The sequence below is a fragment of the Burkholderia sp. MSMB1459WGS genome (assembly GCF_001534535.1).
GTDB lineage: Bacteria > Pseudomonadota > Gammaproteobacteria > Burkholderiales > Burkholderiaceae > Burkholderia.
Window position 1 is genome coordinate 45,067 of the sequence record NZ_LPMU01000039.1, and the last position, 15,451, is coordinate 60,517.

The 15,451-nt window shown below is 67.1% G+C and carries 15 protein-coding genes; 8 read left to right on the forward strand and 7 right to left on the reverse strand.

The features are described 5' to 3' along the window. The first annotated feature begins 14 nt into the window (after positions 1 to 14). Together arr and WT97_RS16155 are read left to right on the forward strand one after the other, a co-directional pair. Positions 15 to 410 carry an NAD(+)--rifampin ADP-ribosyltransferase gene (arr, locus tag WT97_RS16150; RefSeq protein WP_060353797.1) on the forward strand — a complete coding sequence of 132 codons (396 nt, stop codon included), beginning with the start codon at positions 15 to 17 and terminating at the stop codon, positions 408 to 410. A 158-nt stretch (positions 411 to 568) separates the two neighbouring features. Then, a complete protein-coding gene (locus WT97_RS16155) occupies positions 569 to 1,255 on the forward strand; it encodes a lytic transglycosylase domain-containing protein (protein WP_060353798.1) in 687 nt (228 codons plus the stop codon). Between the two features lie 49 nt (positions 1,256 to 1,304). Here WT97_RS16155 and WT97_RS16160 read toward each other — a convergent pair whose 3' ends face one another. The 7 genes from WT97_RS16160 to WT97_RS16190 form a co-directional block, all read right to left on the reverse strand. Then, the gene (locus WT97_RS16160; RefSeq protein WP_060353799.1) at positions 1,305 to 1,631 is read right to left on the reverse strand and encodes a helix-turn-helix transcriptional regulator; all 327 of its coding nucleotides are present in this window, start codon (positions 1,629 to 1,631) and stop codon (positions 1,305 to 1,307) included. 107 nt (positions 1,632 to 1,738) lie between these two features. Continuing rightward, the gene (locus tag WT97_RS16165) at positions 1,739 to 2,179 is read right to left on the reverse strand and encodes a dihydroneopterin aldolase (protein WP_059502190.1); all 441 of its coding nucleotides are present in this window, start codon (positions 2,177 to 2,179) and stop codon (positions 1,739 to 1,741) included. Beyond that, positions 2,176 to 2,808 carry a sarcosine oxidase subunit gamma gene (locus WT97_RS16170; RefSeq protein ID WP_059502188.1) on the reverse strand — a complete coding sequence of 211 codons (633 nt, stop codon included), beginning with the start codon at positions 2,806 to 2,808 and terminating at the stop codon, positions 2,176 to 2,178. The genes WT97_RS16165 and WT97_RS16170 overlap by 4 nt, the downstream gene beginning before the upstream one ends. Continuing rightward, positions 2,798 to 5,809 carry a sarcosine oxidase subunit alpha family protein gene (locus WT97_RS16175; RefSeq protein ID WP_059790009.1) on the reverse strand — a complete coding sequence of 1,004 codons (3,012 nt, stop codon included), beginning with the start codon at positions 5,807 to 5,809 and terminating at the stop codon, positions 2,798 to 2,800. The genes WT97_RS16170 and WT97_RS16175 overlap by 11 nt, the downstream gene beginning before the upstream one ends. Further along, complete coding sequence (locus WT97_RS16180; protein ID WP_059502184.1) at positions 5,806 to 6,120, reverse strand: sarcosine oxidase subunit delta; 315 nt, start codon at positions 6,118 to 6,120, stop codon at positions 5,806 to 5,808. The genes WT97_RS16175 and WT97_RS16180 overlap by 4 nt, the downstream gene beginning before the upstream one ends. A gap of 25 nt (positions 6,121 to 6,145) precedes the next feature. After that, a complete protein-coding gene (locus WT97_RS16185; protein ID WP_059502182.1) occupies positions 6,146 to 7,390 on the reverse strand; it encodes a sarcosine oxidase subunit beta family protein in 1,245 nt (414 codons plus the stop codon). Positions 7,391 to 7,404: 14 nt separating this feature from the next. Next, a complete protein-coding gene (locus WT97_RS16190; protein ID WP_059790007.1) occupies positions 7,405 to 8,790 on the reverse strand; it encodes an L-serine ammonia-lyase in 1,386 nt (461 codons plus the stop codon). A 287-nt stretch (positions 8,791 to 9,077) separates the two neighbouring features. Between WT97_RS16190 and WT97_RS16195 the strand changes: the two genes are divergently transcribed. The 6 genes from WT97_RS16195 (at position 9,078) to WT97_RS16220 (ending at position 15,399) form a co-directional block, all read left to right on the forward strand. After that, positions 9,078 to 10,151 (forward strand): GlxA family transcriptional regulator, encoded by a 1,074-nt coding sequence (locus WT97_RS16195; protein ID WP_059502747.1) that lies wholly within the window; start codon positions 9,078 to 9,080, stop codon positions 10,149 to 10,151. Positions 10,152 to 10,342: 191 nt separating this feature from the next. Further along, positions 10,343 to 11,047, forward strand: a complete 705-nt coding sequence (locus WT97_RS16200; RefSeq protein WP_034204194.1) for a FadR/GntR family transcriptional regulator — start codon at positions 10,343 to 10,345, stop codon at positions 11,045 to 11,047. 58 nt (positions 11,048 to 11,105) lie between these two features. Beyond that, positions 11,106 to 11,996 (forward strand): L-threonate dehydrogenase, encoded by an 891-nt coding sequence (ltnD, locus tag WT97_RS16205; protein WP_012339469.1) that lies wholly within the window; start codon positions 11,106 to 11,108, stop codon positions 11,994 to 11,996. 19 nt (positions 11,997 to 12,015) lie between these two features. After that, complete coding sequence (otnK, locus tag WT97_RS16210; RefSeq protein WP_059790004.1) at positions 12,016 to 13,317, forward strand: 3-oxo-tetronate kinase; 1,302 nt, start codon at positions 12,016 to 12,018, stop codon at positions 13,315 to 13,317. Further along, complete coding sequence (locus tag WT97_RS16215) at positions 13,314 to 13,952, forward strand: aldolase (protein WP_060353800.1); 639 nt, start codon at positions 13,314 to 13,316, stop codon at positions 13,950 to 13,952. Before otnK ends, WT97_RS16215 begins: the two co-directional genes overlap by 4 nt. A 121-nt stretch (positions 13,953 to 14,073) precedes the next feature. Next, on the forward strand, positions 14,074 to 15,399 hold the full coding sequence (locus WT97_RS16220; protein ID WP_060030845.1) for an MFS transporter: 1,326 nt from the start codon (positions 14,074 to 14,076) through the stop codon (positions 15,397 to 15,399). Positions 15,400 to 15,451: the final 52 nt, after the last annotated feature.

Genomic DNA, 15,451 nt, shown 5'->3' on the forward strand with positions numbered 1-15,451 from the left:
TCGAAGGAGCCACCATGCCAGCCCTGGACGCCGGCCCGTTTTTTCATGGCACGAAAGCGAATTTGCGGATCGGCGATTTGCTGACGGCGGGCTTCAGATCGAATTATCGGGACGACGTCGTCATGAATCATGTTTATTTCACGGCGCTGCCCAAAGGCGCGGGCCTGGCTGCCGAAATGGCCAAAGGCGAGGGCCGACCGCGCGTCTACATCGTCGAGCCTACCGGCGAATTCGAAAACGACCCGAACGTCACGGACAAGAAATTCCCGGGCAATCCGACGCGATCGTATCGAAGCACACTGCCGTTGAAAATCGTCGGCGAACTCGATAGCTGGGAACCCTACGATCCCGAGTTCATCCAGCAACTCAGAAGCCGCATCGAAACCGGCATCGGCGAGATCATCAACTAGCGTTTCGTCCGGACTCCGATGCGTGTCCGCGCAACGATCGGCGCGTCGAGCGTTGTGGATGTCACAAGCCTACACGTCGCTTTCATTCGAGCGGGCGCTCGACCGTCTTCCTCGATTGGTCGATATACTATGCGCCTCCCATTTCCCCGCACTCGACCATGCGACGACGGTTCTTCTGGCTGATCGTGCTTTCGCTCGGCATTGCGCAACAGGCCGCGGCGCAGCAGGCGCCCGCATTGTCCGCCTCCGCGCCCGACGTACCGGCATCGGCGCCGACTGTCGCGTCCGCGCCCCTCGCGAACGCCAACGATCAGCCTAACGAAGCAAACCGCCGCATCACGTCCTACCTGACGAAGAAATTCGGCGTCGCAAGAGAAAAGGCCGCGAAGCTCGCCGATATCGTGAGCGTCACTGCGACGAAATATTCACTGCCGCCGGCACTCGTTTACGCGATCATTTCGATCGAATCGCGCTTCCAGGAAAAGGCGCGTGGCCAGCATGGCGCGACCGGGTTGATGCAGGTCGTGCCGTCCGCGCACCGTGGCATGCTGCGCGACGTGAAGGATCTGACCGAGCCGAATGCGAACGTCGATGCCGGCTCGCGCATTCTGTCGGGTTACGTGAAAGCCGCCGGCGGCAACGTGCAGGCCGGGCTGAAGAGCTACAGCGGCGGATCCAGTGCATATGCGGCGAAGGTGATGCAGCGGGTCGATGCATTCCGGTTCGTGCTCGAACCCGAGGACGACGCGAAAAGCGCGAGTACCGCGAACGACGGGAAGGCGCACATGGTGCCGGTCGGCGATCCGTCCGGCCCGGCGCCTGGCGCGAACCGCAACGCGAAGTAAGTGCAGGCAGGCCGATACCGGCAAAATTCAACGTTGATCTCGGGCGCAGTCACGCGCCCTCATGAGACTCCGGGGTAGCGGCGCGCGCCGTCGCGTGATCGCGCACTGCGTTGCGCGCCACCTGAACGTCGCGTTTCGGCACGACGAGCAAATTCAGGCCAAAGCCGTCGAGTACCTTGAACAGCTTATCGAGACTCACCGCGCGCCCGTTTTCGAGGCGTGACAGCACGTCCTTGGAAACGCCGAGCATGTCGGCTGCATCGTCGATCCGCATCTGGTTCTGCGCGCGCCGGTTGCGCACGAGCGCCCCCAGCGCGGCGAGATCCAGTGCGAGCGGGTCAGGTATCGCGACGGGTTGCGGTAGGGTGCGGGCCATAATTCCGGAATTTCAGGAACTATAAACGAGTACGGCGGCGCATTCGCGCCGCCGTCCCATGGAGTCGCCGGATCACCTCCCTCGCGCCTCGATCCAGCCCCCTCCGATCAAAGCTGCCCCGCCGCCCCTGTCCACCGCAGGTAATCGCCGCGCGTCCAGTCGAGCGACACGCCCACGCGCTTCGTCCCCGGCCGGATCTTCGGCTTGTGCACCGACAGCGTCAGCGATTCCAGCGCCGGCCATTCGCGAAACGACAGCACCGCGAGATCGGCGACGAGCGTCTCCAGCAGCCGCGTATGCGGCTTGTGCGACAGGAACGACGCGACACGCGCGCAATAGCCGTCGTAATCGATCCACTCGCCCTGCTCGCTCGGCTCGCAGCGATACCCGAGCCGCGCATCGATCACGATCGGCTGCGGCGCTTCGTGCTCGTGCGCGTGGATGCCGATTCGCGCGGGCACCTTCAGTTCGTCGACGAACACGCTCCAGCCGCGCCCGCGCAGGCGCGGCGCGTCGATCGCCACGAACGGTTCGTCGAACGGCTTCATGATGCGAGCGGCGCCGCGGCGTCGAGCATGATGCGCACGAAATAGTCGGCGAAGCTGCGACGCACGACGATCTCGAACGACGCGTCGCCGGTCGGGATCAGCGTGATCGGCGACTTGAAGTAGTGCGACTGCGCGCACTGGCCCGGCTTGAACACGCGCGGATGCAGATCGAGCGGGCAACCGCGCGCGATCACGTCGCGCACGCGTTCGCCGCTGACCTCGACGACCGTGTAGCCGCTGCCGACGTCGACGGCCGCCGCATACGAGCCCTGCACGGCCTCTGCCAGCTTCGCTTCGAGCACGCCGGCCTGAACCGGCCCGTTCGACCGCACGAGCCATTCGTCAGGGCCGAGCCACAGCACGTCGTACTCGGCGCCGCGCGCCACCGTGTTCGGCTCCGCGGGCGGCCGGCAGCCGACCACACGCTCGAACGCGGCGACGAATGCCGGGTCGCTCAACTCGCCGCGCACGTTGACGAGATCGAGGAACGGCCGCTCGCGCAGCGCGAACTTCTTCGACGCGCGCGCCTGGTGCGCCTTCAGCACGTCGGCCGCGCCGACGAACGGCGATTCCAGCGTCACGCCGCCCGCACCCGCCACCTGCGTCTGGTTTCTCGTTTCATTCCACATGCTGACGCACCCCTTCGGTATCGTAGAAAACCGGGCTCGAGATCTTCGCGGTGATCCGCTTGCCGTTGGCCAGCGGAATCACGACGCTCTCGCCCATCTTGTTCAGGCCGCCCTTCACCACCGCGAGCGCGATCGAGCGCTTCAGGATCGGGCTGTAGTAGCTCGACGTCACGTGGCCGATCATCGGCGTCGGATCGACCGCCGACACCTGCGTGTCCTTCGCAATGATCTGCGCGCCTTCCGGCAGCACGAATTGTTCGTCCTCGGTCAGCAGGCCGACGAACTGCTTGCGGCCTTCCTTCGCGGTATCCGAGCGCGTCAGCGAACGCTTGCCGAGGAAGTCCTTCGACTTCGCGACGAGCCCGCCCATCCCGAGGTCGTACGGCGTGATCGAGCCGTCGGTATCCTGGCCAACGATGATGTAGCCCTTCTCCGCGCGCAGCACGTGCATCGTCTCGGTGCCGTACGGCGTGATGTCGAACTCGGCGCCGGCCGCCATCAGCGCTTCCCACACCGCGCGGCCCGCATTCGCCGGCACGTTCACTTCGTAGGCCAGCTCGCCCGAGAAGCTGATCCGCATCACGCGCGCCTTCGCGCCGGCAACGGTGCCGTTGCGGTAGCTCATGAACGGGAACGCTTCGTTGCCGAAGTCGATGTCCTGGCACACCTTCTGCACGACCTTGCGGCTCTTCGGGCCGACCACCGCAAACGTCGCCCAGTGATCGGTGACGGACGCGAGCCGCACCTTCATGTCGGGCCATTCGGTCTGCAGCCAGCGCTCGAGCCACGTCAGCACGCGCGCCGCGCCGCCGGTAGTGGTCGTCATCATGAAATGCTGGTCGGCGAGGCGCACGGTCACGCCGTCGTCGAACACCATCCCGTTTTCGTCGAGCATCAACCCGTAGCGGCATTTGCCGATTTCGAGCTTGTTCCACGGGTTCGTGTACATCCAGTTCAGCAGCTTCACCGCGTCCGGGCCCTGGATGTCGATCTTGCCGAGCGTCGACGCGTCGAGAATGCCGACGCCGTTACGCACCGCGAGGCATTCGCGCTTCACGGCCGCATGGAGATCCTCGCCGTTCTTCGGGAAATACCACGGCCGCTTCCAGTTGCCGACGTCCTCGAACATCGCGCCGTGCTCGACGTGCCATTCGTGCACGGCCGTCTTGCGGATCGGGTCGAGGAAATCGCCCGTCTCGCGGCCCGCGAACGTGCCGAACGACACGGGCGTGTAGTTCGGACGGAACGTCGTCGTGCCCGTTTCCGGAATCGTCTTGCCGAGCGCGCCCGCGAGGATCGCCATCCCGTTGATGTTGCCGAGCTTGCCCTGGTCGGTGCCGAAGCCCATCGCCGTATAGCGCTTCACGTGCTCGACCGACTCGAAGCCTTCGCGCGCGGCGAGCAGGATGTCGGCGGCCGCCACGTCGTTCTGGAAGTCGACGAACTGCTTGGGGCCGCGCGCGGCCGCCTCGCGGCTGCCGACGAGCCACAACGGCTGCAGCGCGCCTTCGACGGCTTCGGCGACCTGCGGTACGGCCGGGCGCTGCGCGGCGGTGAAGCCGGCGGCCTTCGCCGCTTCCACGCCCGCATCGACCGCGAGCCGCAGCGCACGGGCCAGCCCGAATTCGCCGGCCGCCGCACCGATGCTCGCTTCCGCCTGCACGGGCTTGCCCGGCAGGAAGCACGCCTTCTCGTCGTTCCAGCACGCCTTGCCGCCCGATTGCGCGAACAGGTGCAGCACCGGGCTGAAGCCGCCCGACATCGCGACGAGGTCGCACGGCAGCGTCTGCAGCTTGCCGCCGGTCTGGCCGTTCGAGTAGGACGCGACGTCGACCGACGATACGCGCCACTTGCCCGATGCGGCCGTGACGACCGCGCCGCTCATCACCGTCACGCCCTGCCGCTTGGCCGCGGCCGGCAGCGCGCCGTTCGACGACGCGCGCGAATCGACGACCGTCACCTTCGCCCCGCATGCCTTCAGGTCGAGCGCGGTCTGGTATGCACGGTCGTTGTTCGTGAACACGACCACGTTGCGGCCCGGCAGCACGCCGAAGCGATGCACGTAGGTGGACACCGCGCCCGCCAGCATCACGCCCGGCAGGTCGTTGTTGCCGAATACGATCGGCCGCTCGTGCGCGCCGGTCGCGAGGATCACGCGCTTCGCGCGGATCTTCCACAGCAGCTCGCGCGTGCCCTTGCGCATCGACACCGGCAGATGATCGGTCAGGCGCTGCGTGACCGTCACGAGGTTGTGGTCCTGATAACCGAACGCGGTGCTCCGCGACAGGATCGTCACGTCGGGCAGCTTGCGCAGCTCCGCTTCGATCTTCTCGACCCATTGCAGCGCGGGCTTCGCGTCGATCTCCGCGCGGCACGACAGCAGGCTGCCGCCGAGTTCGCGCTGGTCGTCGACGAGGATCACGCGCGCGCCGGCCGTGGCGGCCGCATGCGCGGCGGCGAGGCCCGACGGGCCACCGCCGACCACGAGCACGTCGCAGTGCGCGTAGCACTTGTCGTAGCGATCGGCGTCGAGCACTTCGGGCGCCTTGCCGAGGCCGGCCGCTTCGCGGATCTTCTCTTCGTACTTCGGCCACATCTTGCGCGGCCACATGAACGTCTTGTAGTAGAACCCGGCCGGCATGAAGCGCGAGAACTTCTGGTTGATCGCGTACTTGTCGTTCTCGAGCGTCGGCTCGGCGTTCACGCTGGTCGCGACGAGCCCCTGGTACAGCTCGATCTCGGTCGCGCGTGCGTTCGGCACGGTGTACGGGCCGGTTTCGAGCTGCACGACGGCATTCGGTTCCGCCACGTCCGCCGTCACGATCCCGCGCGGACGGTGATACTTGAAACTGCGCGCAACGAAATGCACGCCGTTCGCGAGCAGCGCGGACGCGAGCGTGTCGCCCTGGAAGCCCTGGTACGTGCGGCCGTTGAACGTGAACGTCAGCGGAATCGCGCGATTGATCCGGCCACCGGTGCCGAGGCGGTCTTTCTGGCTCATTTGCTCGTGCCCTCTTCGTTTGCGTTGCCGGCGGCAGCCCCACTGATGGCAGCCCCACCGAACTTTTCGTAGCCCTTGATATCGTAGGTCACCGTGTCGCGCGTGACCTTGAACCAGCGGCGGCAACCCTGCGTGTGCAGCCATTGCTCCTTGTGCAGCCCGCGCTTGTTCTCGCGCATGAACACGTATTCGCCCCATTCGCGGTCGGTCATGGTCTCGTTCGCCACCGGGCGCACGATGTCGGCTTCGCCGCCGCACGTGAATTCGGATTCGGCGCGCGGCCCGCACCACGGACATTCGATCAGCAACATGTTTGTTTCTCCTTCAATGCGGGGGTTAGTGCGCGACGGCGGCGGCGCCGTGCTCGTCGATCAGATGGCCCGTGTAGAAGCGGTCGAGCGCGAACGGTGCGTTCAGCGGATGCGGTTCGTCGCGGGCGATCGTGTGCGCGAACACCCAGCCCGAGCCTGGCGTCGCCTTGAAGCCGCCGGTGCCCCAGCCGCAGTTGAAATACAGGCCCTTCACGTCGGTCTTGGTGATGATCGGGCACGCGTCCGGCGACACGTCGACGATGCCGCCCCACTGGCGGTTCATCCGCACGCGCGAGAACACCGGGAACATCTCGACGATCGCCTGCAGCGTGCTTTCGATGATGTGGAAGCTGCCGCGCTGGCCGAAGCCCGTGTACTGGTCGATACCGGCGCCGATCACGAGGTCGCCCTTGTCGGACTGGCTGATGTACGCGTGCACCGCGTTCGACATGATCACCGAGTTCACCACCGGCTTGATCGGCTCGGACACCAGCGCCTGCAGCGGGTGGCTTTCGATCGGCAGGCGGATGCCGGCCATGTCGGCGAGCGTCGTCGTGTTGCCGGCGGCCACCACCGCGACCTTCTTCGCCTTGATGAACCCCTTCACCGTGTCGACGCCGACCACCGCGCCGCCTTCGCGGCGAATGCCCGTCACCTGGCAGTTCTGGATGATGTCGACGCCGGCGCGGTCCGCGCCGCGTGCGAAGCCCCAGGCCACCGCGTCGTGACGCGCGACGCCCGCACGGCGCTGGATCGATGCGCCGAGCACCGGGTAGCGGCTGTTCAGGTTGATCGTCGGCTCGATTTCCTTGATCTGCGCGGGCGTCAGGAATTCGGCGTCGACGCCGTTCAGCCGGTTCGCGTTCACGCGGCGCTCGGTGTCGCGCACGTCCTGCAGCGTGTGCGCGAGGTTCATCACGCCGCGCTGGCTGAACATCACGTTGTAGTTCAGATCCTGCGACAGCCCTTCCCACAGCTTCATCGCCTTCTCGTACAGCGCGGCCGATTCGTCCCACAGGTAGTTCGAGCGCACGATCGTCGTGTTGCGCGCGGTGTTGCCGCCGCCGATCCAGCCCTTCTCCAGGATCGCGACGTTCGTGATCCCGTGCTCCTTCGCGAGGTAGTACGCGGTCGCGAGGCCGTGGCCGCCGCCGCCGACGATCACGACGTCGTATTCCTTCTTCGGCTCCGGGCTCTTCCACTGCTTCTCCCAGTTCTCGTGATACGAGAGGCCGTTGCGGAACAGGCTGAATATCGAGTAGCGGCTCATGTTTGGATCCTTCGTTAGCATTCGATGACGTTCACGGCGAGGCCGCCGCGCGACGTTTCCTTGTATTTCGTCTTCATGTCGGCGCCGGTTTCGCGCATCGTCTTGATCACGGAATCGAGCGATACGTAGTGCTGGCCGTTGCCCTTGAGCGCCATGCGCGACGCGTTCAGCGCCTTGATCGCGCCCATCGCGTTGCGCTCGATGCACGGGATCTGCACGAGCCCGCCCACGGGATCGCAGGTCATCCCGAGGTTGTGCTCCATGCCGATCTCGGCCGCGTTCTCGACCTGGTCGGGCGTGCCGCCCATCACGGCGGCGAGCGCGGCGGCGGCCATCGAGCACGCGACGCCCACTTCGCCCTGGCAACCGACTTCCGCGCCGGAGATCGACGCGGTTTCCTTGTAGATGATCCCGATCGCCGCGGCCGTCAGCAGGAATTCGACGATGCCGGCTTCGTTCGAGCCCGGCACGAACTTCACGTAGTAGTGCAGCACCGCGGGGATCACGCCGGCCGCACCGTTGGTCGGCGCGGTGACCACCCGGCCGCCGGCCGCGTTCTCTTCGTTCACGGCCATCGCATACAGGTTGACCCAGTCGAGCATCGACAGAGGGTCGCGCAGCGACTCTTCCGAACGCGCGCGCAGGCGGCCGTTCAGTTCGGCCGCGCGGCGCTTCACGCGCATCGGGCCCGGCAGGTCGCCCTCGACCTTGCAGCCGCGCTCGACGCACGCGGCCATCGTGCGCCAGATCGCCATCAGCCCGGCGCGCACTTCGTCGGCCGGACGCAGCGCGGATTCGTTGCGCAGCATCAGCTCGGCGATCGACAGCCCGTGTTCGCGGCACTGGCGCATCAGGTCGTCGCCGGTGCGGAACGGATACGGCACGTCGACCGCCGCGCGCACGCCGTTCACGCGATCGCCGTCGCGATTCACGACGAAGCCGCCGCCGACCGAGTAATACTCTTTCTCGACGAGCAACTGGCCGTGTTCGTCGAATGCCTGGAAGCGCATCCCGTTCGGGTGCACGATGCCGGTGCCGCTCATCAGCTTGCGATAGAAGCCGATATGTTCCTTCTCGTCGAAGCGGACCGTCTGCTTGCCGAGCAGCGTCAGCGACTTCTCCGCGCGGATCGCGGCGAGCCGCGGCTCGATCAGGTCGGGATCGATCGTGTCGGGCAGGTGGCCCTCGAGGCCGAGCAGCACGGCCTTGTCGGTGCCGTGGCCCTTGCCGGTCGCGCCGAGCGAGCCGTACAGCTCGACCCGCACGCGGCGCACGAAGCCGAGCAGGTTCGCGTCCTCGACGTGCGACGCGAAGCGGCACGCGGCGATCATCGGGCCGACCGTATGCGAACTGGACGGGCCGATGCCGATCTTGAACAGGTCGAACGCGCTGACGTTCATCTGGCTTCCTTTGGGTTGCATGCGTGAAATGTCGTTGGGCCTCAGTACATCAGGGCGTAAAATCGGCCGATAGAACAAAAACGGCATCGGCGTGGGATAGCGCCGCCAAGCGCCGCGCCGGCCGCCCGGAAAGTGCGTTTTGGCGATGGTTCGCGACGAAAAACCACAAGTCCGGCCACGGCCGATCGGCGACGCTGGCTGCATCCGTGCCGCCCTCCGGCAGCCGTAGCCCGCAAACAGAGTGAAACGAGTGAGACCGCCTTACCGGCGTGACGAGATTGGCCGCGATGACCCCCGACGTACCCGCTTCCCCCCTCGCAGAACCCGCGCCGCGGCGCATCCGCTTCGGCATCGTGCTGCTGCCGAACTTCACGCTGACGGCCTTCTCGGGCTTCGTCGACATGCTGCGGCTGTCGGCCGACGACGGCGACTACAGCAAGCCCGTGCGCTGCGCATGGAGCGTGATCGGCGAGACGCTCGCGCCGGTGCGCGCGAGCTGCGGGATCCAGATCACGCCGTGGGAGACGTTCGACGCGGCCGAGCCGTTCGACTATGTGGTGGTGGTTGGCGGGCTGCTGCATTCGGGGCCGCAGGCCGGCCCTGAAACGCTCGACTTCATCCGCCGCGCGGCGACGGGCGGCGCGACGGTCGTCGGCATCTGCACCGGCGTGTTCACGCTGATGCGCGCCGGCGTGCTCGACGGCTACCGCACCTGCGTGAGCTGGTTCCATTACTGGGACTTCATCGAGCGCTTTCCGTCCGCCGATCCCGACCTGCTGATCGCCGACCGGCTGTTCGTGATCGACCGGCGCCGGATCACGTGTTCGGGCGGCCGCGCGTCGATCGACGTCGCCGCCGCGATCCTGCTGCGCCATTTCGATCACGCCACCGTGCAGAAGGCGCTACGCATCCTGCTCGTCGGCGAGATGCAGAAAGGCAACGCGCCGCAGCCGCATCCGCCGGGCCTCGAACCGGCGACGCATCCGAAGGTCAAGCGCGCGATTCTTCTGATGGAACAGCACGTGGGGCGCGCGCTGCCGCTCGAGGAACTGGCGTGCAAGCTCGATCTGTCGACGCGGCAGCTCGAGCGGCTCTTCAAGGCCGAGACCGGCAAGAGCCCGCAGGCCTTCGCGAAACAGGTGCGGCTGCGCACGGCCGCCTGGCTGCTGACGAGCTCGGACCGCACCGTCGCCGATATCGCGTCGAGTTGCGGATTCGCCGATGCATCGCACCTCGGGCGCGAATTCCGCAAGCAGTTCGGCGTGCCGCCGGCGACGTATCGCGAGCGCGGCGGCGACGTGGCCGAAGTCGATGCGATGCCCGATGCGTCGGCCGACGCCGTCGAGGACCTCGCCGACTGACGGCCCAGAGGCGTCCGCCCTCTTCCTTGACCGATGGCAGAACCGCACACGTTCGCATCGGTTTCGGCGCTTTTGGAACCGGTTCCAATCAATTTAGCCGACGTTGCTCTCTATAAAACGAGGGTTATCCCGGATGCTGATGCGCACTCAAATTTGTATGATGACCACATCACCCTACAAACTTGAGCATCATGTTCGAAAAAATTCCGGCCCGCGCGATGAGCGACCATGTCGCGCAGCAACTGCTCAAGCAGATCGAAGTGGGCAGTTTCTCGGCCACCGGCAAGCTGCCGACCGAAGCCGTGCTCGCGCAGGAATTCGGCGTGAGCCGCACCGTGATCCGCGAGGCGATCTCGCGGCTGAAGAACGAAGGCGTGGTCGAGCCGCGCCAGGGCAGCGGCGTATTCGTGAACCAGCACGGCGCGATCCGGCCGCTGCGCATCGACTACGCGGAAGCCGTCGAGGCGAGCTCGCTGCCGCACCTGCTCGCGGTGCGCCGCGCGATCGAGGCCGAAGTCGCGGCCGAAGCCGCGCTGCACCACACCGACGACGACATGGCCGACATCGACGACGCGCTGCGCAAGATCGACGCAGCGGTGGCCGAAGGGCGCGACGGCGTGGCGGAAGACGTCGCGTTCCACCGCACGATCGCGGCCGTCACCGGCAACCCGTATTTCCTGAAGACGCTGCAGTTCCTGAACCAGTACCTCGAAGCCGGCGTGAAGGTCACGCGGGGCAACGAAGCGACGCGCGACGATTTCTCGCGGCAGGTGCGCGACGAACACGCGGCGATCGCCGATGCGATCCGCGCGCGCGACCCGATGGCCGCCCGCAACGCGGCGCGCACGCACATGTACAACGCCGCCCGCCGCCTCGCGGAAGCCGGCATCTGCTGAAGCCGGCGGCGCCCGCCGCCGCCGTCCGGAACCTCTCCCGAATCGATCAAGGTTGACCATGTCAAGAAATGTTGGAGTCATCGGCCTCGGCGCGATGGGCCTCGGCGTCGCACGCTCGCTGCTGCGCGCCGGCCTGCGCGTCCATGCATGCGACGTGCGCGACACCGTGCTGCAGGCATTCGCCGCCGAAGGCGGCATCGCGTGCGCGACGCCGGCCGAACTCGGTGCGCAGTGCGACGTCGTCGTCACGCTCGTCGTCAATGCCGCGCAGACGGAAACGGTGCTGTTCGGCGAACACGGTGCGGTCGCGGCAATGAAGCCCGGCGGCATCGTGATCGCGAGCGCGACCGTCGCGCCTGAATTCGCGGTCGCGCTCGGCGCGCGCATCGAAGCGGCCGGCCTGCAGATGCTCGACGCGCCCGTGTCGGGCGGCGCCGCGCGCGCGGCCTCCGGCGAGATGACGATGATGACGTCCGGCCCGGCCGCCGCGTATGCGGGCTGCGAGGACGTGCTCGCGGCGATCGCCGGCAAGGTGTACCGCCTCGGCGACGCACACGGCATCGGCTCGAAAGTGAAGATCATCAATCAATTGCTGGCCGGCGTGCATATCGCGGCGGCGGCCGAAGCGATGGCGCTCGGCCTGCGCGAAGGCGTCGATGCCGACGCGCTGTACGACGTGATCACGCACAGCGCCGGCAATTCGTGGATGTTCGAGAACCGCGTGCCGCACATCCTGAACGGCGACTACACGCCGCTGTCGGCCGTCGACATCTTCGTGAAGGATCTCGGTCTCGTGCTCGATACCGCGCGCCGCAGCAAATTCCCGCTGCCGCTGTCGGCCACCGCGCACCAGATGTTCATGAGCGCGTCGAGCGCCGGCCACGGCGGCGAGGACGATTCCGCCGTGATCAAGACTTTCCCCGGCATCACGCTGCCGCCCGCCCGCTGATTCGAACGACGTTCCTGCCATGACCGCTTCCGCTTCCCGTCCCCTGCTCGGCTGCATCGCCGACGATTTCACCGGCGCGACCGATCTCGCGAACATGCTCGTCAAGAGCGGCATGCGCACCGTGCAAACGATCGGCGTGCCCGCCGACGGCGAGGCTGCCGACACGATCGTCGACGCCGACGCGATCGTCGTCGCGCTGAAATCGCGCACGATTCCCGCCGCCGACGCCGTCGCGCAATCGCTCGCCGCGTACGAATGGTTGCGCGCGCAAGGGTGCCGCCAGTTCTTCTTCAAGTACTGCTCGACGTTCGATTCGACCGACGCGGGCAACATCGGGCCGGTGGCCGACGCGCTGCTCGATGCGGCCGGCGGCGACTTCACGATCGCGTGCCCGGCGTTCCCCGAGAACGGCCGCACGATCTATCGCGGCCACCTGTTCGTCGGCGACGTGCTGCTGAACGAATCGGGGATGGAGCATCATCCGCTCACGCCGATGAAGGATGCGAACCTCGTACGCGTGCTGCAGCAGCAAACGAAGTCGTCGGTCGGCCTGATCCGCTACGACACGATCGCGCTCGGCGCGGCCGCCGTGCGTGCGCGGATCGACCAGTTGCGCGCGGAAGGTGTGCGTTTCGCGATCGCAGACGCGCTGTCGGACCGCGACCTCTACGTCCTCGGCGAAGCGTGCGCGGGCTTGCCGCTCGTTACCGGCGGCTCGGGCATCGCGCTCGGCCTGCCCGCGAATTTCCGCCGCGCGGAGCAACTGCCCGAGCGCGACAACGCGGCGTCGCTGCCGCGCATCGACGGCCTGTCGGCCGTGCTCGCCGGCAGCGCGTCGAAGGCGACCAACGCGCAGGTCGCCGCGTGGCGCGCGACGCGGCCGAGCTTCCGCATCGATCCGCTCGCGGCGTCGCGCGGCGAGCCCGTCGTCGAGCAGGCGCTCGCCTTTGCGCGCACGCACCTGCCGCAACCCGTGCTGATCTATGCAACGGCCACGCCCGACGAAGTGAAGGCCGTGCAGCAGGCGCTCGGCGTCGACGCGGCCGGCCATCTCGTCGAAAGCACGCTCGCGGCGATTGCCCGCGGGCTGCGCGAACTCGGCGTGCGCAAGTTCGTCGTCGCGGGCGGCGAGACGTCCGGCGCGGTCGTGCAGGCGCTCGACGTGAAGTCGCTGCAGATCGGCGCGCAGATCGACCCGGGCGTGCCGGCCACGGCCACCGTCGACGCGCAGCCGCTCGGCCTCGCGCTGAAATCCGGCAACTTCGGCGCGACGGACTTTTTCGACAAGGCGCTGCGCGCGCTGGACGGAGCCGCACGATGAGCGACGAAGCGAAACTGCGCGAAGAGATCTGCGTGGTCGGCGCGAGCCTGTATGCGCGCGGCCATGCGGTCGGCAGCGCCGGCAACATCAGCGCGCGTCTCGCGGACGGCTGGCTGATCACGCCGACCGACGCGTGCCTCGGCCGGCTCGACCCGAACGACATCGCGAAGGTCGGCACCGACGGCCAGCCCGTATCGGGCGGCAAGCCGTCGAAGACGCTCGCGCTGCATCGCGGCATCTACGCGCGCAACGCAGACGCGCATGGCGTCGTCCACACGCATTCGACGCATCTCGTCGCATTGACGCTCGCGGGCGTGTGGCGCGACACCGACGTGCTGCCGCCGATCACGCCGTACTACGTGATGAAGGTCGGCCACATCCCGCTGATCCGTTACCGCCGCCCCGGCGACCCGGCCGTCGCGGCCGAAGTCGCGGCGCTGGCCGACCAGGTGCGCGGCGTGCTGCTCGATCGCCTCGGCCCCGTGATGTGGGGGCCGTCGGTGTCGCACGCGTCGTATGCGCTCGAGGAGCTCGAGGAAACGGCGCGGCTGTGGCTGATGACGCAGCCGAAGCCCGAACCGCTGTCCGACGCCGCGCTCGACGAATTGCGCCAGACCTTCGGCGCGCGCTGGTGACGCACCGCGCATCCGATACCGATTCACATGCCCGCTGTGTGCGCGGGCCCTTCCGTCAGCACACACATACGAACCGGCAGCCTACGCGCCGCCGGCACACGACGTCCTTGGAGACACGACGATGACTGCTCTCGACGCGGCCGCAAGCCGCTCGCCCGCCGCGGCCGCCCAGTCGGGCGAACTCGACCGCACCTACAGGAAAGTGTTCTGGCGCATCGTGCCGTTCCTGATGCTCTGCTACGTGGTCGCGTATCTCGACCGCGTGAACGTCGGCTTTGCCAAGCTGCAGATGTCGCAGGATCTCGCGTTCAGCGAAACCGTGTTCGGGCTCGGCGCGGGGATTTTCTTCCTCGGCTACTTTCTGTTCGAACTGCCGAGCAACCTGCTGATGCACCGCCTCGGCGCGCGCATCTGGATCGCGCGGATCATGATCACGTGGGGCGTGCTGTCCGCGCTGTTCGCGTTCGTGAAGACGCCGACGCAGTTCTACGTGCTGCGCTTCCTGCTCGGCCTCGCGGAAGCCGGCTTCTATCCGGGCGTGATCCTGTACCTCACGTACTGGTTCCCGTCCCATCGCCGCGCGAAGATCATCGCGGTGTTCATGTCCGCGATTCCAGTGTCGGGCATTTTCGGCAACCCGCTGTCGGGCTGGATCATGGAGCGCTTCCACGGCGGCTCGGGCTTCCACGGCTGGCAATGGATGTTCATGATCGAAGCCGTGCCGGCCGTGCTCGTCGGCATCGCGACGATCCTGTATCTCGACAACGGCATCCGCAGCGCGAAATGGCTCGACGAGCGCGAGAAGCAGCTGCTCGAAGACGAAATCGCCGCGCAGCCGCAGGAACAGCAGAACCACGGCCATTCACTGAAGGCCGTGTTCTCGGACCCGCGCATGTGGTGGATGTCGCTGATCTACTTCGCGTTCGTCACCGGCCAGTACGGGCTCACGTTCTGGATGCCGACGCTCGTGAAATCGACCGGCATCACCGATACGCTGCAGATCGGCCTGCTGTCGGCGATTCCGTTCGTCGTCGCGATCGTCGTGATGAACCTGTTCGGCCACAGCGCGGACAAGCGCCGCGAACGCCGCTGGCACCTGATCGTGCCGGCGCTGATGGGCGCGCTCGGGTTTGCGGTCGCCGCGTCGTACTCGCACAATACGGCCGTGTCGATCGTGTTCCTGTCGCTCGCGGCAGGCGGCGTGCTGACCTGCGCCCCGCTGTTCTGGTCGCTGCCGACCGCGTTCCTCGCAGGCTCCGCGGCCGCGGCCGGGATCGCGATCATCAACTCGGTCGGCAATCTCGCCGGTTTCGCGAGCCCGTACGTGATCGGCTACCTGAAGGACGTTACGCACAGCACGTCGTCCGGCATGTACGTGCTGGCCGCGATGCTCGTGATCGGCGCGATCGCCGTGTGGCTCACGCCCGCGAAACTCGTGAACCGCTGATACGCCGCCGGCCGATTCATCATTCGACGCGGAGCGCACAGCGCTCCGCGCC